This is a genomic window from Variovorax boronicumulans NBRC 103145, assembly GCF_001591345.1.
Lineage (GTDB): Bacteria > Pseudomonadota > Gammaproteobacteria > Burkholderiales > Burkholderiaceae_C > Variovorax > Variovorax boronicumulans.
The window spans coordinates 13,540-33,393 of record NZ_BCUS01000032.1; the positions used below are offsets into that span (position 1 = coordinate 13,540).

Consider the following 19,854-nt stretch of genomic DNA (forward strand, 5'->3'; position numbering starts at 1 on the left):
CTTAGTTCGCGCCTCCCTTGGCATCCAGCGATGCGGACGCGAGCACGCGCACGCACAGCTCTTCGTAGGGAATGCCCGCCGCGCGCGCCGACATCGGCACCAGCGAATGGCTGGTCATGCCGGGCGAGGTGTTCATCTCGAGCAGGAAGGGCTTGCGGTCGCTGGCGCGGATCATCACGTCGGCGCGGCCCCAGCCGCGGCAGCCGAGCGTGTGGTACGCGGCCAGCGTGATGCGCTGGATCTCGCGTTCCTCGGCCTCGGGCAGGCCGCTCGGGCACTGGTACTTCACGTCGTCGGTGAAGTACTTGTTCTGGTAGTCGTAGGCGCCCTCGGGCGCGGCGATGCGCACCACCGGCAGCGCGCGTGCATCGAGCCCCTGGCCGAGCACGGCGCAGGTGACTTCCTCGCCGTCGATGAACTCCTCGCACAGCACGTCGGCATCGAACTTCGCCGACAGCGCCACGGCGTCCTGCATCTGCGAGTAGCCCTCGACCTTGGTCACGCCGATGGACGAGCCCTCGCGCGGCGGCTTCACGATCAGCGGCAGGCCGAGCACGTCGGGCACGACCATGATCTGCTCGCGGCTTTGCTGGTCGAAGGCCAGGCGCACGTACTTGGGCGTGGGCAGACCGTCGGCCTGCCAGATGCGCTTGGTCATGACCTTGTCCATGGCCACGCTCGAGGCCATCACGCCCGAGCCGGTGTAGGGAATGCCGAGCAGCTCGAGCGCGCCCTGCACCGTGCCGTCTTCGCCGTGGCGACCATGCAGCGCGACGAAGCAGCGCGCGAAGCCTTCGCGCTTCAGGTCGGTCAGCTCGCGCTCCGACGGGTCGAAGGCGTGCGCGTCGACGCCGCGCGAACGCAGGGCCTGCAGCACGCCGGCGCCGGACATCAACGACACCTCGCGTTCGGCGGAACTGCCGCCGAACAGCACGGCCACCTTGCCGAAAAGTTGTGGATCCTGAAGGCTCACGCGGCCCTCCCCTTGCGCACAGTGCGCTCTGAAGTTGTTGATGAGGGTGCGGGCGGCGTGCCGAGTTCGACCACCTTGCCCGGCACCGCGCCGATGGAGCCCGCGCCCATGCACAGCACCACATCGCCCGCGCGGGCGTTGTCCAGGATGGCCTGCGGCATGGCGACGATGTCGTCCACGAACACCGGCTCGACCTTGCCGGCCACGCGCAGCGCGCGCGCCAGCGTGCGGCCGTCGGCGGCCACGATGGGCGCCTCGCCCGCGGCATAGACCTCGCCCAGCAAGACCGAGTCGGCCGTGCCGATGACCTTCACGAAGTCCTCGAAGCAGTCGCGCGTGCGGGTGTAGCGGTGCGGCTGGAAGGCCAGCACCAGCCGGCGCCCCGGAAAGGCGCCGCGCGCGGCCGCGATGGTGGCCGCCATCTCGACCGGGTGATGCCCGTAGTCGTCGATGACGGTGAAGGTGCCGCCTGCCGTGTCGTTCGGCACGGCCACGTCGCCGTAGCTCTGGAAGCGGCGGCCCACGCCCTTGAAGCCGGCGAGGCCGCGCTGCACCGCTTCGTCGGCAATGCCGAGCTCGACCGCCATGGCGATCACCGACAGCGCGTTGCGCACGTTGTGCTCGCCCGGCAGGTTCAGCACGATGGGCAGGTCGGGCAGCGTCACGCCGTTGCGGCGCTGCGCGGTGAAATGCATCTGGCCGCCGACGGCGCGCACGTCGATGGCGCGCACCTGGGCGTCCTCGCCGAAGCCGTAGCTGGTGACCGGGCAGGTCACGTCGGCCACGATCTCGCGCACCGCCGGATCGTCGGTGCACAGGATGGCCACGCCGTAGAACGGCATGCGGTGCAGGAAATCGACGAAGGCCTTCTTCAGCTTCGCAAAGTCGTGCCCGTAGGTCTCCATGTGGTCGGCGTCGATGTTCGTGACCACCGCCATCACGGGCAGCAGGTTCAGGAACGAGGCGTCCGACTCGTCGGCCTCGACCACGATGTAGTCGCCGCTGCCCAGCTGCGCGTTGGCGCCGGCGCTGTTCAGGCGCCCGCCGATCACGAAGGTCGGGTCGAGCCCGGCGGCCTCGAGCACGCTGGCAGCCAGGCTGGTGGTGGTGGTCTTGCCGTGCGTGCCGGCGATGGCGATGCCCTGCTTCAGGCGCATCAGCTCCGCGAGCATGAGCGCGCGCGGCACGACCGGAATGCGCTTTTCGCGCGCGGCCAGCACCTCGGGGTTGTCCGACTGCACGGCGGTGGAGGTGACGACCGCGTCGGCGCCGTCGATGTGCGCGGCGGCATGGCCCACGAAGGTGCCGATGCCCAGGCCCGCAAGGCGGCGCAGCGTGGCGCTGTCGGACAGGTCGGAGCCGGTGATCCTGTAGCCCAGGTTCAGCAGCACCTCGGCGATGCCGCTCATGCCGGAGCCCCCGACGCCGACGAAGTGGATGTGACGGATCGCGTGCTTCATTTCGCAAGCTCCTCGCAGGCGCGGACAACCGCGTCCACTGCTTCGGTCTTCTGCAGGGTCTTGGCCTTGGTGGCCCGGTCGATCAAGGTCGCGCGTTCGGTTTTCTGTAGCAAATCAGCCAGCAATTCAGGGGTGAGGTCGGTCTGTTGCACCAGCCAGCCGCCGCCCGCGTCCACGAGGAAGCGCGCGTTGGTGGTCTGGTGGTCGTCGACCGCCGAGGGGAAAGGCACGAACAGCGCTGCTGCGCCGACGGCCGCGATTTCGGTGACGGTGCTGGCGCCCGCGCGCGCGACGATGAGGTCGGCCTCGGCGTACGCCTGCGCGGTGTCGTCGATGAAGGGCGTGAGTTCGCCCTCGACGCCGGCCGCCGCATAGTTGGCGCGCAGTTCGTCGATCTGCTTGGCGCCGCTCTGGTGCAGCACCTGCGGGCGTTCGGCGGGCGCGATGCGCGCCAGCGCCTGCGGCACGACGGCGTTGAGCGCACGCGCGCCCAGGCTGCCGCCGACCACCAGCAATTTGAGCGGCCCCGTGCGGCCCGCGAAGCGCGTGGCCGGATCGGGCTGCGACGTGAACGCCGCGCGCAGCGGATTGCCCACCCACTGCGCCTTCTTCAGCACGTTCGGGAAGGCCGTGAACACGCGGTCGGCCACGCCCGCCAGCACCTTGTTGGCGAGGCCGGCGACCGAGTTCTGTTCGTGCAGCACCAGCGGCTTGCCCATCAGCACGCCCATCATCCCGCCCGGGAAGGTGATGTAGCCGCCCAGGCCCACCAGTACGTCGGGCTTCACGCGGCGCACCACGGCCAGGCTCTGCCAGAAGGCGCGCAGCAGCTTCAGCGGCAACAGGAACAGCGTGAGCGGACCCTTGCCGCGCACCCCGCCGAACTGCACCGGCTCGAAGGCGAAGCCGCGCGGGGGCACGAGCTTTTCTTCCATGCTGCCGGGCGCGCCCAGCCAGTGCACGCGCCAGCCGCGCTCGCGCAGGGCCTCGGCCACTGCGAGACCCGGGAAGATGTGGCCGCCCGTGCCGCCCGCCATGACGAGTGCCGTACGGCCGGTCATACGCGACCTCCCCGCATGAGCACGCGGTTCTCGTAATCGATGCGCAGCACGACGGCGAGCGCCACGAGGTTCATCAGGATCGCCGAGCCGCCGAAGCTCATCAGCGGCAAGGTCAGGCCCTTGGTCGGCAGTGCGCCCAGGTTCACGCCCATGTTGATGAAGGCCTGGAAGCCGATCCACACGCCCACGCCCTGGGCCACGAGGCCCGAGAACACGCGGTCCAGCGCGATCGCCTGGCGGCCGATGTGCATGATGCGGCGCGTGAGCCACAGGAACAGGCCGATGATCAGCAGCACGCCGATGAGGCCGAACTCTTCACCGATCACGGCCAGCAGGAAGTCGGTGTGCGCCTCGGGCAGCCAGTGCAGCTTCTCGACGCTGCCGCCCAGGCCCACGCCGAAGACCTCGCCGCGCCCGATGGCGATCAGCGAGTGCGACAGCTGGTAGCCCTTGCCCAGCGCGTGCTCTTCGCTCCACGGATCGAGGTACGCAAAGATGCGCTCGCGGCGCCACGGGCTGCTCGCCACGATGGAGCCGAAGGCCACCACCACCAGCGTCGCGATCACGAAGAACATGCGCGCGTTCACGCCGCCCAGGAACAGGATGCCCATGGCGATCACGGCGATCACCATGAAGGCGCCCATGTCGGGCTCGGCCATCACCAGCATGCCGACCACCACCACCGCGATGCCCATCGGCAGCACGGCGCGGAAGAACCGTTCCTTGATCTCCATCTTGCGCACCATGTAGCTGGCGGCATAGAGCACCATCGCGAACTTGGCCAGCTCCGATGGCTGGAAGCGCATGAAGCCCATCGGCAGCCAGCGGCGCGCGCCGTTCACGTTGATGCCGATGTGCGGAATGAGCACCGCCACCAGCAGCAGCAGCGAAGCCACGAAGAGCCAGGGCGCGGCGCGCTCCCAGGTCTTCATCGGGACCTGGAAGGTCAGCAGCGCGGCGATGAAGGCGATGACCAGCGAAGCCGCGTGCCGCGTGAGGAAGTACGAGGCGCTGTAGCCGGCGCGCGCGAAGCGCGGGTTGTCGGGCAGCGCGATCGAGGCCGAATACACCATGATCAGGCCCCAGGTCATCAGCGCGACCGTGACCCAGACCAGCGCCTGGTCGAAGCCCAGCACGCGCATCGGCGTGGCCTTGGTCTGCGCGACACCGGCACCGCCCAGCCGCACGGGCAGGTGCACGGGCAGCGAATCCATGCCGCTGCGGGCGCGCCGGAACCAGCCGCCGAAACGGCTGCCGGTGCTGGTTTCCTGGCCTGCGGCTGCGGAGTTCAAATCGGGTCCTCCATCGATCCGGCGGTGGACAGCGACGCGCCGGGCACGTACGACACCACCGCGTCGTCGCCACCCACGGCCTCGCGCGGGCTGTCGGCGTAAGCCTCGACGGCCTCGCAGAACACCTCGGCGCGGTGCGCGTAGTCCTTGAACATGTCGAAGCTCGCACAGGCCGGTGACAGCAGCACGGCATCGCCGGGATGGGCGCGCGCGGCAGCGAGCTTCACCGCCTCTTCCATCGAGCCCGCGTGCTTCAGCGAGACGCCCGTGGAGGCCAGCGCGGCCTCGATCAGCGGGGCGTCGCGGCCGATCAGCACGACGGCGCGCGCGTACTGGCGCACGGGGTCGGCCAGCGGCTCGAAGTCCTGGCCCTTGCCTTCGCCGCCGAGGATCACGACCACGCGGCGCTCCTCGCCGAGGCCGCTCAGTGCGGCCACGGTGGCGCCGACGTTGGTGCCCTTGCTGTCGTCGAAGAACTCGACCTCGTCCACGATGGCGATCGGCTCGACGCGGTGCGGCTCGCCGCGGTACTCGCGCAGGCCGTACAGCATCGGGCCCAGCGGGCAGTCGGCGGCGCTGGCGAGCGCGAGTGCGGCCAGCGCGTTCATGGCGTTGTGGCGGCCGCGGATGCGCAGCGCGTCGGCGGGCATCAGGCGCTGGAAGAAGAGCTCTTCTTCCACCACCGCGCCGCGCTTGCGCTTTTGCGTTTCGTCGGCTTCCAGCGCGCGCACCAGCCAGGCCACGCCGTTGATGCGCTCGATGCCGTAGTCGCCCGGGCGCAGCGGCATCGCGCCGCCGAAGGTGACGTGGGTGCGGATCTGCGGACGCTGCAGCCGCACCTTGACCGGCGGCGGCAGCATGGCCATCACGCCGGCGTCGTCGCGGTTCAGGATCAACAGACCCTTGGCGCCGAAGATGCGCGCCTTGGCAGCCGCATACGCCGGCATGTCGCCATGCCAGTCGAGGTGGTCCTGCGTGAGGTTGAGCACGGTCGCGGCCGTGGGCTCGAAGCCCTGCACGCCGTCGAGCTGGAAGCTCGAGAGTTCGAGCACCCACACGTCGGGCAGCGTGCCGGCGTCGAGGTGCCCGGCCAGCGTGTCGAGCAGCGTGGGGCCGATGTTGCCGGCCACGGCCACGGTCTTGCCCGCGCGCTCGACCAGCTGGCCGGTGAGCGAGGTGACGGTGGTCTTGCCGTTGGTGCCGGTGATGGCGAGCACGGCGGGCGTGTAGCCCTTGGGCGCTTCGGGCTCGGGTTCGGGCACGAGTTCGAGTTGCGGCGTGGCCTCTTCCTCGACCGCGGCCGACGCCGGGTTGGTGGCGGACAGCTCGGCGATCTTGGCGACGAACTCGGCGGCCTCGCGCGCCGCGGTGGGCACGTAGGGCTTGCCGGGGGTCGGGAGCCGGGAGCCGGTGGCGGCGGGTGCGGGCGACACGGCAGGCGTGTCGGTGGCGGCTGGTACTGCGCCGTCTTCCGTGGTGGCGTCTTCCGTCGTGGCGCCTTCGGCGACGACGTCTTCGGTGGGCGGCGTCACCGGCACGCTCAGCGATGCATCGCGCGGCATGGCTTCGGCCATGGCGGGCGGGGTGGCTTCAGCGGCTTCGGTCGGTTCGACGGGAACAGGCTCGGCTTCTGCGGCAGGCGCATCGACTGGCAGTGCGGCTTCGGTCGACTCAGCGGCCACGGCCTCCGTGGGTGCAACCGCCTCGGTCGCCTCAACAGCTTCGACGGGCGCGGCCGCTTCGGGCTCGCCTTCGACAACCGCAGCAGCCTCCGGCGCAGGCACTTCCGGCGTCTCGACCACCGCAGCGTCCGCCACAGGGGCTTCTTCGCTCAAGGCCAGTTCGGCCTGGGCCGGCGTTTCAACGACAGGCTCGACCACGGCGGTTTCAACCGGCACTTCCGCCTCGGCTTCCACCACCGGCACCTCGACCGTCTGCAGGTCGAGCAGCGCGCGCGCGAACAGGTCCAGCTCGCCGCCGACCACGAGGCCCACGGCCTTGGCGGCATCGACGACCGGCGCCAGCGTCGCGGGCGACAGGCCCGGCGAGCGGTACACGGCGCGGATCGGCGTGCCTTCGACCAACGCGGCCGTGAACGGCCCGCCGATGAAGGTGGCGTCAGGCAGCTCGGCCTGCAGTGTCGCGAGCGAGGCGGGCGCCTCGCGCGTGTCGGCCACGGTCACGACCGCGCCGTGGCGCGCGCACCAGCGCGCCATCGCCAGCCCGGACGCGCCGAGGCCGAGGATGAGAACGGGGAGGTCTTTCAGGTGCCGCATGGTTGTGTTGTTACCGCAGCTTCAGCGTCGACAGGCCGATGAGGCACAGCAGCATCGTGATGATCCAGAAGCGCACCACGACCTGCGTCTCGCGCCAGCCGCTCTTCTCGAAGTGGTGGTGCAGCGGCGCCATCTTGAGCACGCGCCGGCCTTCGCCGAAGCGCTTCTTCGTGTACTTGAAGTACGTGACCTGGGCCATCACCGAGATCGCCTCGACCACGAAGATGCCACCCATGATGAAGAACACGATCTCCTGGCGCACGATGACCGCGATGGTGCCCAGCGCGCCGCCCAGTGCCAGCGCGCCCACGTCGCCCATGAAGACCTGCGCCGGATGGGTGTTGAACCAGAGGAACGCGAGCCCCGCGCCGGCCATGGCCGAGCAGAACACCAGCAGCTCGCCCGAGCCCGGGATGTTGGGGAACAGCAGGTACTTGGAGTACACCGCGCTGCCGGTGACGTAGGCGAACACGCCCAGCGCCGAGCCCACCATCACCACCGGCATGATCGCCAGGCCGTCCAGGCCGTCGGTGAGGTTCACTGCGTTGCTCGCGCCCACGATCACGAGGTACGTGAGGATCACGAAGCCGATGCCGCCCAGCGGGTAGCTGACTTCCTTGAAGAACGGCACCAACAGGTTGATCTTGGGCGGAAAGTCGAGGTCGAAGCCCGAGCGCACCCAGGCGTAGAACAGCTCGAGCACGCGCCAGTTGGAGCTCTCGGAAATGCTGAACAGCAGGTAGAAGCCCGCGAGCAGGCCGACCAGCGATTGCCAGAAATACTTCTCGCGCGAGCGCATGCCTTCGGGGTCCTTGCGCACCACCTTGCGCCAGTCGTCCACCCAACCGATGGCGCCGAAGCCCATCGTGACCCACAGCACGATCCACACGAAGCGGTTCGAGAGGTCGAACCACAGCAAGGTGGCGAAGGCGATGGCGAACAGCACCAGCACGCCGCCCATGGTGGGCGTGCCGCTCTTGGTCAGGTGCGTTTCCATGCCGTAGCCGCGGATCGGCTGGCCGATCTTGAGCGCGGCGAGGCGACGAATGACGTACGGGCCGGCCACGAGGCCGACCACGAGCGCGGTCAGCGCGGCCATGAGCGCGCGGAACGTGAGGTAGTTGAAAACGCGCAAGAACCCGAACTCGGGCGACAGCGTCTGCAGCCATTGGGCCAGGGACATCAGCATGGTGTGTTGCGCGGCTCATGCGTCATGACCGGCCTCCTTTTGTTGTTGTGCTTCGATCGCCTGCACCACGCGCTCCATCTTCATGAAGCGCGACCCCTTGACCAGCACGCTGCCCAGCTGCGGCAGGCGGGCGAGCACCGCCGCGCGGAGCGTGTCGAAATCGTCGAAATGGCGTCCATCGACACCATCGTTGTTGTTGAAAGCCGTCGCCGCATGCACGGTCTCGCCGCCCAGCGTGTAGACGGCGTCGAGCCCGCGCTGGCGCGCCCAGGCGCCGACCTCGGCGTGGAACTCCGGCGAGCGGTCGCCGACCTCGCCCATCTCGCCGAGCACCAGCAGACGCGGCGCGGGCAGGCCGGTGAGCACGTCGATGGCGGCAATCACGGAATCGGGGTTGGCGTTGTAGCTGTCGTCGACCAGCGTGAGCGCGTGCCCGCCGGGCAGCACGACCTCGCTGGCGCGCGAACGGCCCTTGACCGGCTCGAAGGCCGACAGGCCCGCGGCGATGGTGTCGAGCGACACGCCGGCCGCCAGCGCGCAGGCGGTGGCGGCGAGCGCGTTGCCCACGTTGTGACGGCCCGCGATGTGCAGGCGCGCCTCGAAGGCGCCCAGCGGCGTGCGCACGCGAACGCTCCAGGCGCCCTGCTGCCATTCGGCGCTGTCGAGCGAGATGTCGGCGTCGGCGTGCTCGCCGAAAGTCAGGCAGCGGCGCGAACCGCTCTGGCGCGCCAGGTCGGTCCACAGCGAGGTGAAGGTGTCGCCGTACGGGAACACGGCCGTGCCGTCGTCGGGCAGTTCGGCGAACACGGCGGCGTTCTCGATGGCGACCGCCTCGACGCTGGCCATGAACTCCTGGTGCTCGCGCTGCGCGTTGTTGACCAGCGCGATGGTCGGGCGCGACATGGCGGCCAGCCGCGCGATCTCGCCCGGATGGTTCATGCCCAGCTCGAGCACCGCCAGCTGGTGCTGCGCGCGCAGGCGCATCAGCGTGAGCGGCACGCCGATCTCGTTGTTGAAGTTGCCGGCCGTGGCCAGCGCGCGGTCGGCGCGGAAGGCGGCGAGCACGGCCGCGATCATCTGCGTGACCGTGGTCTTGCCGTTGCTGCCGGTGACGGCGATCAGCGGCAGGTTGAACTGCGCGCGCCAGCCGGCGCCCAGCGCACCGAGCGCGATGAGCGAATCGGGCACCTCGAGGCCTGCGAGGCCTGCGGCTTCAAGGCCGCCGTGCGCAATGGCGGCGACGGCGCCCTGCTTCTTCGCATCGGCCAGGAAGTCGTTGGCGTCGAAGCGCTCACCCTTGAGCGCAACGAACAGGTCGCCAGCGGCCAGGGTGCGGGTGTCGGTGTGGACGCGGGCGATCACGGTGGCCGGGTCGCCCACGAGGCGCGACCCCGGCACCCATTGCTGCGCCTGCGCCAGCGTGAGGTTGAGCGGTGTAGAGATAGGCGTGGCCATGGCGGTCATGCGGCACCCCGCTTTGCGAGCGCGTCGAGCGCGTGGGTCTTGTCGGAGAACGGCAGGCGCTGGCCGGCGATCTCCTGCCACTCCTCGTGGCCCTTGCCGGCGATCAGCACCACGTCTTGCGGCGCGGCCTGGGCGATGGTTTCGGCGATGGCGCGCGCACGGTCGACCTGCACGCGGGCCGCCTCGACGCGCGTGAAGCCGCGCAGCGCCTGGCTGATGATCGCGTCGGGGTTCTCGTTGCGCGGGTTGTCGCTGGTGAGCACCACATGGTCGGCCTGCCGCTCGGCGACGGCCGCCATCAGCGGGCGCTTGATCGGGTCGCGGTTGCCGCCGCAGCCGAACACGCACCAGAGCGCGCCGCCGCGTTGCTTGGCCAGCGGGCGCAGGCCCGCGAGGGCCTTGTCGAGCGCGTCGGGCGTGTGGGCGTAGTCGACCACGGCCAGCGGCGCACCCTCGGTCGGCTGCACGCGGTCCATGCGGCCCGGCACGCTGCTGAGGTGGGCGCAGGCGGCCACGGCCTGGGCGAGCGTGAGGCCCAGCGCGCGCAGGGTGCCGAGCACGCCGAGCAGGTTGGCCACGTTGTACTGGCCGATGAGCCCGGTCGCGAGCCGCTCGGCCGGCGCCGTGCTGCCGTGCTCGGCCACGGTGAACTGCAGGCCCTGGGCGTCGTAGCCGATGTCGCGCGCCACCAGCCGCGCGGGCTTGCCGCCGGCCGAGACGGTCCAGACGTCGAGCGCGCCGATGCCGGCGTCCAGCAGGTTGGCGCACAGGCTGGCGCCGTGCATGTCGTCGATGTTGATCACCGCGGCGCGCAGGCCGGGCCAGCGGAACAGCTCGGCCTTGGCCTGCCAGTAGGCGTCCATGCTGCCGTGGTAGTCGAGGTGGTCCTGCGTGAAATTGGTGAACACGGCGACCGCGATGCGGCAGCCATCGAGCCGGCGCTCGGCAATGCCGATCGACGAGGCCTCGATGGCGCAGGCGCCGAAGCCCTCGGTGACGAAGCCGCGCAGCGCGCGCTGCAGCATCACCGGGTCGGGCGTGGTCAGACCGGTGTAGGTGAGTTCGGGCGGCACGCCGATGCCCAGCGTCCCCACCACGGCGCAGGGCGACGGGGCGCCGCGCTCGGTGGTGCCGTCGGGGCGCATGGCGCGCACGCCGCCGGCCGCGCGCAGCGTGGACAGCGATTCGGCCAGCCACCACGCGGTGGAGGTCTTGCCGTTGGTGCCGGTCACGGCCAGCAGGTCGAGCTGGGCCGAGGGGTTGTCGTAGAAGGCGGCGGCGATCGGGCCGGTGGCGGCCTTCAGGCCGGGGTAGCTCACGATGCGCTCGTCGCCGTCGAAACCGAAGGCGTCCACGCCCTCGTGCTCGACCAGGCAGGCCACGGCGCCCTGCGCCAGTGCGGCCGCCACGTGCTGGCGGCCGTCGGTGGCGGCGCCGGGCCAGGCAATGAAGGCATCGCCCGGGACGACCGCGCGGCTGTCGGCCTGCAGTGCGCCCTGCACGCGCTCCTTGAGCCAGAACGCGGCGGTGGTGGGGGAAGTGAGTGTCAGCATGTCAGAAGCTCTCGGGGACGTCTTGCGTCTGCACGAGGGGTTTGACCGCCAGATCGGGCGGGACGTTCATCATGCGCAGGGTCTGCTGCACGACTTCGCTGAACACCGGCGCCGCGGCGAGGCCGCCGAAATACTGGCCGTCGGTCGGCTCGTCGATCATCACCGCGACGATGATGCGCGGCTTCTCGATGGGCGCCATGCCGGTGAACCAGGCGCGGTACTTGTTGCTGGCGTAGCCCTTGCCGACCTGCTTGTGGGCCGTGCCCGACTTGCCGCCGACCGAGTAGCCCACCGTTTGCGCGCGCGTGCCGGTGCCGCCCGGGCCGGCGGCCATCTGCAGCATCTTGCGCACCGCGAGCGCGTTGGACGGCGAGAACACCCGCACGCCGACCGGCGGCTCGGTGTTCTTCAGGATGGTGACCGGGATGATGGAGCCGTCGTGCGCGAACGAGGTGTACGAATGCGCCATCTGGAACAGCGACGCCGACAGGCCGTAGCCGTAGGCCATGGTGGCCTGCTCGACCGGCTTCCAGGTCTTCCACGGACGCAGCCGGCCCGTCACGGCGCCGGGGAACTGGATCTGCGGCTTCTGGCCGTAGCCCAGCGCGGTGTAGGTGTCCCACATTTCGTGGGGCGTCATCTTCTGGGCGATCTTGAGCGCGCCCACGTTGCTCGACTTCTGGATCACGCCCTCCACCGTCAGCGCCCCGTAGTTGTGGGTGTCGCTGATGGTGAAGCCGCCCAGCTGGTAACGCCCGGGCGCGGTGTCGATGATGGTCGAGGGCTTGACGCGGCCGGCCTCCAGCGCCATCGCCACGGTGATGGGCTTCATGGTCGAGCCGGGCTCGAAGGTGTCGGTGAGCGCGCGGTTGCGCAGCTGCTCGCCGGTGAGGTTCTGGCGCTTGTCGGGCACGTAGCTCGGGTAGTTGGCCAGCGCCAGCACCTCGCCGGTGGTGCTGTCGAGCACCACCACGCTGCCGGCCTTGGCGCGGCGCGCGGTGACGGCGTCGCGCAGCTTCTGGTAGGCGAAGAACTGCACCTTGCTGTCGACGCTGAGCTGGATGTCGCGGCCCTCGACCGGCGGCACCTGCTCGCCCACGCCCTCGACCACGCGGCCCAGCCGGTCCTTGATGACGCGGCGCGAACCGGCCTTGCCGGCCAGTTCCTTGTTGAACGCCAGCTCGATGCCTTCCTGGCCGTTGTCTTCCACGTTGGTGAAACCCACCACGTGCGCCGCGGCCTCGCCCTCGGGGTACTGGCGCTTGTATTCCTTGCGCTGGTAGATGCCCTTGAGGTTGAGCGCGGCGATCTGCTTGGCGATGGGCTCGTCGACCTGGCGCTTGATCCAGACGAAGGTCTTGTCTTCGTCTTCGAGCTTCTTGTCGAAGTCCTTCTGCGGCATGCCGAGCAGCTTGGCCACCTGCTTGAGCTTGGCGCGCACCTCGGGGTCGTCGCGCTCCACGTCTTCGGGAATGGCCCAGATGCTGGGCGCCACCACGCTGGAGGCCAGGATGAGCCCGTTGCGGTCGAGGATGCGCCCGCGGTTGGCCGGCAGCTCCAGCGTGCGGGCGAAGCGCACTTCGCCCTGGCGCTGGAAGAAGCTGTTGTTGAAGACCTGCACGTACGCGGCCCGTCCCGCCAGCATGACGAAGCCGAAGGCGATGCCGGCGACGATGAACTTGCTGCGCCACACCGGCGTCTTGCTCGCGAGCAAGGGGCTGGTGGTGTAGCGCACGCTGCGGTTGCCGCGGCTCATCGGGCGGGCCTCGCGGTGGTGCCGGGCTTGGGCGGCGTGGTGGGCGGCAGCGGCGCCACGGCCGGGATCACCGAGCCGTCGGGGCGCACGTACTGCGTGATGGCCGGCGAGGCCGTGCGCATCTGCAGCTGTTCCTTGGCCAGCTTCTCCACGCGCAGCGGCGTGGCCTGGGCGCGCTTCTCGACCTGCAGGCGGTCATGCTCGGTTTCGAGCTTGCGCGTCTCCTGCAGCGCGCGGTCGAACTCCGTGTAGAGCTGGCGCGACTGGTACTGGGTGTGCACAAGGTACAAAGCCGTCGCAATGACGGCCAGCAAAAGAAGCAGGTTGATGCGCGCCATGGCTACCCGGCCTCCGTGCGTTCGGCCACCCGGAGGATGGCGCTGCGCGAGCGCGGGTTGCCGCGCACTTCTTCTTCGGACGGCTTGATGCGCTCGAGCGCGTGCAGCTTCATCACCTTGGGCGCAGCGAAGGGCGCGCGGCGGTCGTAGACCTCCTTCGAGTGCTTGGCGATGAACTGCTTGACGATGCGGTCTTCGAGCGAATGGAAGCTGATCACCGCGAGCCGGCCGCCGGGCGCGAGCACCGACAGGCTGGCTTCTAGCGCTTGTTGCAGCTCCTCAAGCTCGGCGTTGATGAAAATCCGAAAAGCCTGAAATGTGCGCGTTGCAGGGTTCTGGCCCTGCTCGCGGGTTTTGACCGTGCCAGCCACGAGCTCGGCCAGTTCGGTGGTGGTTGAAATTGCGCCCCGTTCTTGTCTGCGAGCAACAATCGCCTTTGCAATCTGAACAGCAAACCGTTCTTCGCCATAGTCACGGATCACCTCTGCAATTTGTTGAAGTTCGGCCGTTGCCAGCCATTCGGCCACGCTCTCGCCGCGCGTGGTGTCCATGCGCATGTCGAGCGGACCGTCGAAACGGAAACTGAAGCCGCGCACCGGGTTGTCGATCTGCGGCGAACTCACGCCCAGGTCCATCAGCAAGCCGTTGACGCTGGCGTCGGGCAATTCGCCCAGTGAGCGGAATCCCTGGTGGCGGATAGAAAAACGCGCATCCGAGATGCGCGCTGCTTCGGCCACCGCTTCTGCATCCTTGTCGAATGCGATGAGCCTGCCTTCCGGCGCCAGCCGCGCGAGGATGGCGCGCGCATGTCCTCCGCGGCCGAAGGTGGCGTCCACGTACGTGCCCGTGGCTGCCGCGCTGCCGGAAAGAAGGGCTTCCACCGCCTCGTTCAACAAGACGGTCGTGTGGGTCAGGGGGGTGTTCACGGGGCTCCTCAGAACGCGAAGTCCTGAAACACATCCGGCATCTCGCCCTGGGTGGCCTCGGCCTCCTTGGCCTCGTAGGTCGCCTTGTCCCAGAGTTCGAAGTGGTTGCCCATGCCCAGCAACAGCGTCTCGCGGTTGATGCCGGTGGCGGCGCGCAGCTCGGGCGACACCAGCACGCGGCCGGTGCCGTCCATCTCGACGTCCATCGCGTTACCGAGGAAGACGCGCTTCCACCACTGCGCCGACATCGGCAGCGCAGCAATGCGTTCGCGGAATTTTTCCCATTCGGGACGGGGGAACACCATCAGGCATCCGTGCGGATGCTTGGTGATCGTGAGCTGGCCGCCTGCCGTGGCGCTCAGGACGTCGCGATGCCGGGTCGGCACGGAGAGCCGCCCCTTGGCATCCAGACTGAGCGATGAAGCGCCTTGAAACACGACCACGAAACCCCTGTGGTGGGAGGTGCCGCGACACCCGGAAGGGGCGTTGCCCGCACTTTTTCCCACTTAACTGCACTTTTTTCCACTGTAGCAGGAAACACTTGCGACGCAACTGGGGCCCGGGGGTATTTTTTGTAATGGAATCAACGACTTAGCGCCGATTTCCAAACCTGGAAATCGGCGAATTGTGTTGAAAATGAAGTACTTAGCTCACGCAGTGAAAGTGATGCGTGAAGGACGACCCCGTTACAGGGGCCGAGGGAGGCGGCTTCAGAGGATGAAGCGCGAAAGGTCTTCGTCGTGACTTAGTGCCGCGAGGCGCTCGTCGACATAAGCGGCATCGATGCAGACCGTCTGGCCCTCGATGCGGGTGGCATCGAAGCTTACCTCATCGAGCAGGCGCTCCATCACGGTCGACAAACGGCGCGCGCCGATATTCTCGGTGCGCTCGTTCACCTCGAAGGCGATGGCCGCCAGCCGCGTGATGCCGTCGGGCGCGAAGTCGAGCGTCACGCCTTCGGTGGCCAGCAGCGCCTGGTACTGCTTCACGAGCGACGCGCGCGTCTGCGTGAGGATGCTCTCGAAGTCCGACACCGAGAGCGACTGCAGCTCGACGCGGATCGGAAAGCGCCCCTGCAGCTCGGGAATGAGGTCGCTCGGCTTGCTCAGGTGGAACGCGCCGCTCGCGATGAACAGCATGTGGTCCGTGCGCACCACGCCGTACTTGGTCGACACGGCCGTGCCCTCCACGAGTGGCAGCAGGTCGCGCTGCACGCCCTGGCGCGAGACGTCGGAGCCCTGCGCTTCGCTGCGCGTGGCGACCTTGTCGATCTCGTCGATGAACACGATGCCGTTCTGCTCGGCGTTGGCGATGGCCTGCGCGCGGATCTCGTCCTCGTTGACCAGCTTGGCGGCCTCTTCGTCGATCAAGAGGCGCATCGCCTCGGCGATCTTGAGCTTGCGCGTCTTGCGCTTGCCGCCACCGAGCTGGCCGAACATGCCGCGCAGTTGCTCGGTCATTTCCTCCATGCCGGCGGGGCCCATGATCTCCAGCGGCGCGCGCGTTTCGGCGAGGTCGAGCTCGATTTCCTTGTCGTCGAGCTGGTGCTCGCGCAGCTTCTTGCGGAAGGCCTGGCGCGTCGGGTTGGGGCTGTCGAGTGCGGGCGCCGCGCCGTCGACACCACGCGCCGGAGGCAGCAGCGCATCGAGGATGCGCTCCTCGGCCGCGTCTTCGGCGCGGGCGCGCACCTTCACGCTTTCGGATTCGCGCGTCTGCTTGACGGCGATCTCGGCCAGGTCGCGAATGATCGAGTCGACGTCCTTGCCCACGTAGCCCACCTCGGTGAACTTGGTGGCCTCGACCTTGATGAACGGCGCGTCGGCCAGGCGGGCCAGGCGGCGGGCGATCTCGGTCTTGCCGACACCCGTCGGGCCGATCATGAGGATGTTCTTGGGCGTGATCTCGTGGCGCAGCTTTTCGTCGACCTTCTGGCGGCGCCAGCGGTTGCGCAGCGCGATGGCCACGGCGCGCTTGGCGGCGGGCTGGCCGACGATGTGGTTGTCCAGCTCGGAGACGATTTCCTGGGGGGTCATGGACATGGTCAGAGCGCTTCCACCGTGTGGTTCATGTTCGTGTAAATGCAGATTTCTCCGGCGATCGCCAGCGATTTGCGCACGATCTGCTCGGCCGAGAGCTCGGTGTTGTCGATCAGCGCCTTGGCCGCCGACTGGGCGTAGGCGCCGCCCGAACCGATGGCGATCACGCCGTCTTCAGGCTCCAACACGTCGCCATTGCCGGTGATGATGAGCGAAGTCGTGGCGTCGGCCACGGCCAGCATGGCTTCGAGCTTGCGCAGCACGCGGTCGGTGCGCCAGTCCTTGGTGAGCTCGACCGCCGCGCGGGTCAGGTGGCCCTGGTGCTTCTCGAGCTTGGCCTCGAAGCGCTCGAAGAGCGTGAAGGCATCGGCCGTGGCACCGGCGAAACCCGCCAGGACCTTGCCGTGATAGAGCCGCCGCACCTTGCGCGCCGTGCCCTTGATGACGATGTTGCCGAGAGTGACCTGCCCGTCCCCGCCGATGGCGACCTGATCGCCTTGGGGGGTCTTGCGGCGCACGCTCACGATGGTGGTGCCGTGAAACTGTTCCATCGCAGCCATCTGGGGATGGGCCCCGCCAATGCAACCCTTGCGGTCGGACAAACTGCTGGCGGAAAACACGGCCCCGCAGGGGCCGTGGAACCCCTGTTACGGGGTCAGTTCTTGCGGACCGCGACCGTGGCGTGGTCGGTGATGCCGATCAGCCCGAACAGCGCGGCAATCAGCCGGTGGGCGTCGACGAACTGCACCCGCTCGCCGTTCGCATCGCGCTCGCGGACCCAGCTCAGCAGCGTGCCGGCCGCCGTCAGGTCCATGCGCAGCAGGGCCGCGCACGAGATCACCGGCGCCGTCGTATGGCGCAGGTCGTGGTCCAGGCGCTGCCAGCACGACAGCGAATCGCCGCGCAGGTCGCCCGCCAGCGCGGCAAAGCCGCTGTCGGTGGACGGGAAGCTCTCGGAATCTCCCCCGACCGACAACAGCGACCACACCGAGCTCGGCCGGCTCGCTGGCGGCGCGGCCAGCGAGGTGCACTCGCCCTTCGGGTCCTGCCAGGACGGCGGCGACACCTCGTAGGTGATGCAGTAGTTGAGCGCCACCAGCTCGAAGTCGTCGGGCAGATGCATCATGCGCAGCGCCGCCAGGCGCAGCTGCCACCAGGCGTCGTCGGGATGGCGCTCGTTGTTGGGCGTGGCCGCGGCCAGCACGGCCATGAGCTGCGAGGCGCCGAAGAAGCGCAGCTGCACCGGCGAATCGGACCAGTGCGCAAACAGGATGCGCAGCGGCGCGGCGGCCGGCGGATCGATCTCGGTGAGCGCGCGCCAGTCGAGCGTCCAGACCATGCCGGCCTGCGAGAGAGCGCGCGTGAGCTCCATGAGCCCCTCGCGCGTCAGGTGCGCGGGACTGGCCCAGTCGGCGGCGCCGGTGGTGTCGGAGGCCGCCTCGGCGTCTTCGCTGGCGGTGACGGCCTTCACGCTGCGCGCGAGTTCGTCGAGCGAAACCCAGTCGGGCCCCATGCGCTTCATGCGCTGCGCGTAGCGCATGCGGGCGGCCGCGAACTTGGCGGCGTCGCCGGTGGCGCGGTACAGGTCGAACAGCGCGCGCCAGCGAGCGTCGTCGCGCTCCAGCGTGACGGCTGCGGTCGCGTCGTCGGCAGAGAACGCACTTTCGGCGGCCAGTGCCTGCAGCAGGATGGCTTCGGCGCCGGTGTCGTCGCCGTGCGCGAAGCGGATCACCGCTTCTTCTAGCGCGCCGTCATGCGCGAGCCGGGACGGCTGGGGCGCGGGGACGGCGGCTGCGGCGACCTCGGGCGCAGCGGCCACGGGCGCGGAAGCGGCCGGGGTGCCTGGCTCGGCCGGCAATTGGTCGCCGCCGCTGTCAACCGGCGGCAGCGTTTCAGCGCCCGCGTCGGGCGGCGGATTGACCAGCGTCTCGCCGTTCGGCCCGCGGCCCTTCCACCACTGCTGCGACATCTGCTCTTCGATCTCGTCGATCTTCTTGAGCGTGAGTGCGCGGCCTTCGGATTTTTCGGAAGTGCTGTTGAGATTGAACGACGACGGCGTGACCGTCGCCTCGAAGGCATGGGCCGCCGCCTCGCGCTGGCGCAACTTGCGCAGCATGTCGAACTCGCGGCGGCGCACGAAGTCGTTGCGCTGGCGCCGCTCGATCATTTCCTTCAGCATCTCGCGGCTGTAGGTCTGCTCGGGCAGCGACGAGTCGGAGGACGGCGTGTCCAGCTCCGACCAGTCTTTCAGGGGATTTCGAACGAACTTGGCCACCTTCGAGAAAAGGCGGCCTGACTCTTCCTTTGGCATTCAGAGAAGGTTATCGAAAGCGCGGGTTCCGTTCTACCGTGCAGCCGTTCAATCCCCGAACATTTTCTGCTTCAGCTCGCGGCGCTGCTGCGCTTCGAGCGAGAGCGTGGCGGTCGGGCGGGCCAGCAGGCGGCCGACGCCGATGGGCTCGCCGGTCTCGTCGCAGTAGCCGTAGTCGCCGGCGTCGATGCGCTGGATCGACTGCTCGATCTTCTTGAGCAGCTTGCGTTCGCGGTCGCGCGTGCGCAGTTCGAGCGCGTGCTCTTCCTCGATGGTGGCGCGGTCGGCCGGGTCGGGCACGACCACGGTGTCTTCGCGCAGGTGCTCGGTGGTCTCACCGGCGTTCTCGAGGATGCCGCGCTTGAGTTCTTCGAGCTTCAGGCGGAAGAACGCCATCTGCTTGTCGTTCATGTACTCGTCGTCGGGCATCGCGATGACCTCGGCGTCGCTCAGCTCGGCGGGCGTCTTGGTCTTCCAGTTGTTGGCCAGCTTCGGGTCTTTCTTGACGGCCAGGGGCGGCGGCGGCACCAGCGCGGTGGAAGGCGCCTGCGAGAAGCTGGATTTGGCGGCGGTCGAGGCCACGGATTGCGGCATCGAGGGCACGGTCAGTTGCGACAGCCGGGACACGCGGCCACCACGCGCAGCGGGAGCGGGCGTAGCGGGGATCGAGGGTGTCGCCGGGGCGGAAGAAGAGGCGGCAGCCGTTTTTTTCATGGGGGTCGGGGGAGCAGAAAGGGCGGCCGCAGGACGGCCGACCGGTTGGGATGACGTAGGCGCCGCGCCCGCGGACTTGGTTACGGGCTTGGCGGACTTCTTGGCAGCCGCGGTCCCGGTCTTGGCCGGGGTTGCCGCAGGCTTCTTGGCAGCGCTTTTCTCTTTCGCGGCAGAGGCAGCAGCAGCGGTGGCAGAAACCTTCTTCGTCGCGGGTACAGCCTTCACAGCCGTCGCCTTCTTTGCGGCGGGCTTGGTGGCTGGCGTGGCCTTGGCGGCGGGTTTCTTCACGGTGACTGGCTCCTTGTACGAACTGGAACGCGCTTTCACTGGGTGTCTCCTCCCAAGGGAACCGTTGCGGGTGTCAGGCCGCGTCGGCTCACGTTGTCGGGGGCGTCCTCAAGTGGTGAACCCCGGGGTTATACCCCCGAAAGCCCGCCAAAAACCCTTGGCGCCCCGTGCCGTAAGTCATATCTCGCCCCTGTGGACGAAGCATGGCTCCCGGAAC

General features: G+C 68.9%; 16 protein-coding genes. All 16 read right to left on the bottom strand.

Annotated elements, in window-relative coordinates:
• Position 1: 1 nt before the first annotated feature.
• On the bottom strand, positions 2-973 hold the full coding sequence (locus VBO01S_RS11805) for a D-alanine--D-alanine ligase (protein ID WP_062474222.1): 972 nt from the start codon (positions 971-973) through the stop codon (positions 2-4).
• Entirely contained in the window at positions 970-2,433 is a 1,464-nt protein-coding gene (gene murC / locus VBO01S_RS11810; RefSeq protein ID WP_062474224.1) for a UDP-N-acetylmuramate--L-alanine ligase, read from the bottom strand. Before murC ends, VBO01S_RS11805 begins: the two co-directional genes overlap by 4 nt.
• Positions 2,430-3,494: an undecaprenyldiphospho-muramoylpentapeptide beta-N-acetylglucosaminyltransferase gene (murG, locus tag VBO01S_RS11815; protein ID WP_062474226.1), complete on the bottom strand. Its 1,065-nt coding sequence runs from the start codon at positions 3,492-3,494 to the stop codon at positions 2,430-2,432. Before murG ends, murC begins: the two co-directional genes overlap by 4 nt.
• Complete coding sequence (gene ftsW / locus VBO01S_RS11820) at positions 3,491-4,786, bottom strand: putative lipid II flippase FtsW (RefSeq protein WP_062474228.1); 1,296 nt, start codon at positions 4,784-4,786, stop codon at positions 3,491-3,493. Before ftsW ends, murG begins: the two co-directional genes overlap by 4 nt.
• Entirely contained in the window at positions 4,783-7,062 is a 2,280-nt protein-coding gene (murD, locus tag VBO01S_RS11825) for a UDP-N-acetylmuramoyl-L-alanine--D-glutamate ligase (protein WP_082818103.1), read from the bottom strand. Before murD ends, ftsW begins: the two co-directional genes overlap by 4 nt.
• A 10-nt stretch (positions 7,063-7,072) precedes the next feature.
• Positions 7,073-8,251 (bottom strand): phospho-N-acetylmuramoyl-pentapeptide-transferase, encoded by a 1,179-nt coding sequence (gene mraY, locus VBO01S_RS11830; RefSeq protein WP_062474230.1) that lies wholly within the window; start codon positions 8,249-8,251, stop codon positions 7,073-7,075.
• Positions 8,252-8,266: 15 nt separating this feature from the next.
• Positions 8,267-9,706 carry a UDP-N-acetylmuramoyl-tripeptide--D-alanyl-D-alanine ligase gene (locus tag VBO01S_RS11835; protein ID WP_062474286.1) on the bottom strand — a complete coding sequence of 480 codons (1,440 nt, stop codon included), beginning with the start codon at positions 9,704-9,706 and terminating at the stop codon, positions 8,267-8,269.
• A 5-nt stretch (positions 9,707-9,711) separates the two neighbouring features.
• On the bottom strand, positions 9,712-11,268 hold the full coding sequence (locus VBO01S_RS11840) for a UDP-N-acetylmuramoyl-L-alanyl-D-glutamate--2,6-diaminopimelate ligase (RefSeq protein WP_062474232.1): 1,557 nt from the start codon (positions 11,266-11,268) through the stop codon (positions 9,712-9,714).
• A gap of 1 nt (position 11,269) precedes the next feature.
• Positions 11,270-13,024: a peptidoglycan D,D-transpeptidase FtsI family protein gene (locus VBO01S_RS11845; RefSeq protein ID WP_062474234.1), complete on the bottom strand. Its 1,755-nt coding sequence runs from the start codon at positions 13,022-13,024 to the stop codon at positions 11,270-11,272.
• Positions 13,021-13,362: a cell division protein FtsL gene (ftsL, locus tag VBO01S_RS11850; RefSeq protein ID WP_062474236.1), complete on the bottom strand. Its 342-nt coding sequence runs from the start codon at positions 13,360-13,362 to the stop codon at positions 13,021-13,023. The genes VBO01S_RS11845 and ftsL overlap by 4 nt, the downstream gene beginning before the upstream one ends.
• Positions 13,363-13,364: 2 nt before the next feature.
• A complete protein-coding gene (gene rsmH / locus VBO01S_RS11855) occupies positions 13,365-14,288 on the bottom strand; it encodes a 16S rRNA (cytosine(1402)-N(4))-methyltransferase RsmH (RefSeq protein ID WP_062474238.1) in 924 nt (307 codons plus the stop codon).
• Positions 14,289-14,296: 8 nt separating this feature from the next.
• Complete coding sequence (gene mraZ, locus VBO01S_RS11860) at positions 14,297-14,725, bottom strand: division/cell wall cluster transcriptional repressor MraZ (RefSeq protein ID WP_056576192.1); 429 nt, start codon at positions 14,723-14,725, stop codon at positions 14,297-14,299.
• A gap of 273 nt (positions 14,726-14,998) precedes the next feature.
• Entirely contained in the window at positions 14,999-16,327 is a 1,329-nt protein-coding gene (gene hslU, locus VBO01S_RS11865; protein ID WP_062474239.1) for an ATP-dependent protease ATPase subunit HslU, read from the bottom strand.
• Positions 16,328-16,329: 2 nt separating this feature from the next.
• Positions 16,330-16,875, bottom strand: a complete 546-nt coding sequence (gene hslV / locus VBO01S_RS11870; protein WP_056508874.1) for an ATP-dependent protease subunit HslV — start codon at positions 16,873-16,875, stop codon at positions 16,330-16,332.
• 104 nt (positions 16,876-16,979) lie between these two features.
• A complete protein-coding gene (locus VBO01S_RS11875; RefSeq protein ID WP_062474241.1) occupies positions 16,980-18,635 on the bottom strand; it encodes an STAS domain-containing protein in 1,656 nt (551 codons plus the stop codon).
• Between the two features lie 48 nt (positions 18,636-18,683).
• On the bottom strand, positions 18,684-19,637 hold the full coding sequence (dksA, locus tag VBO01S_RS11880; protein ID WP_255221108.1) for an RNA polymerase-binding protein DksA: 954 nt from the start codon (positions 19,635-19,637) through the stop codon (positions 18,684-18,686).
• Positions 19,638-19,854 lie beyond the last annotated feature (217 nt).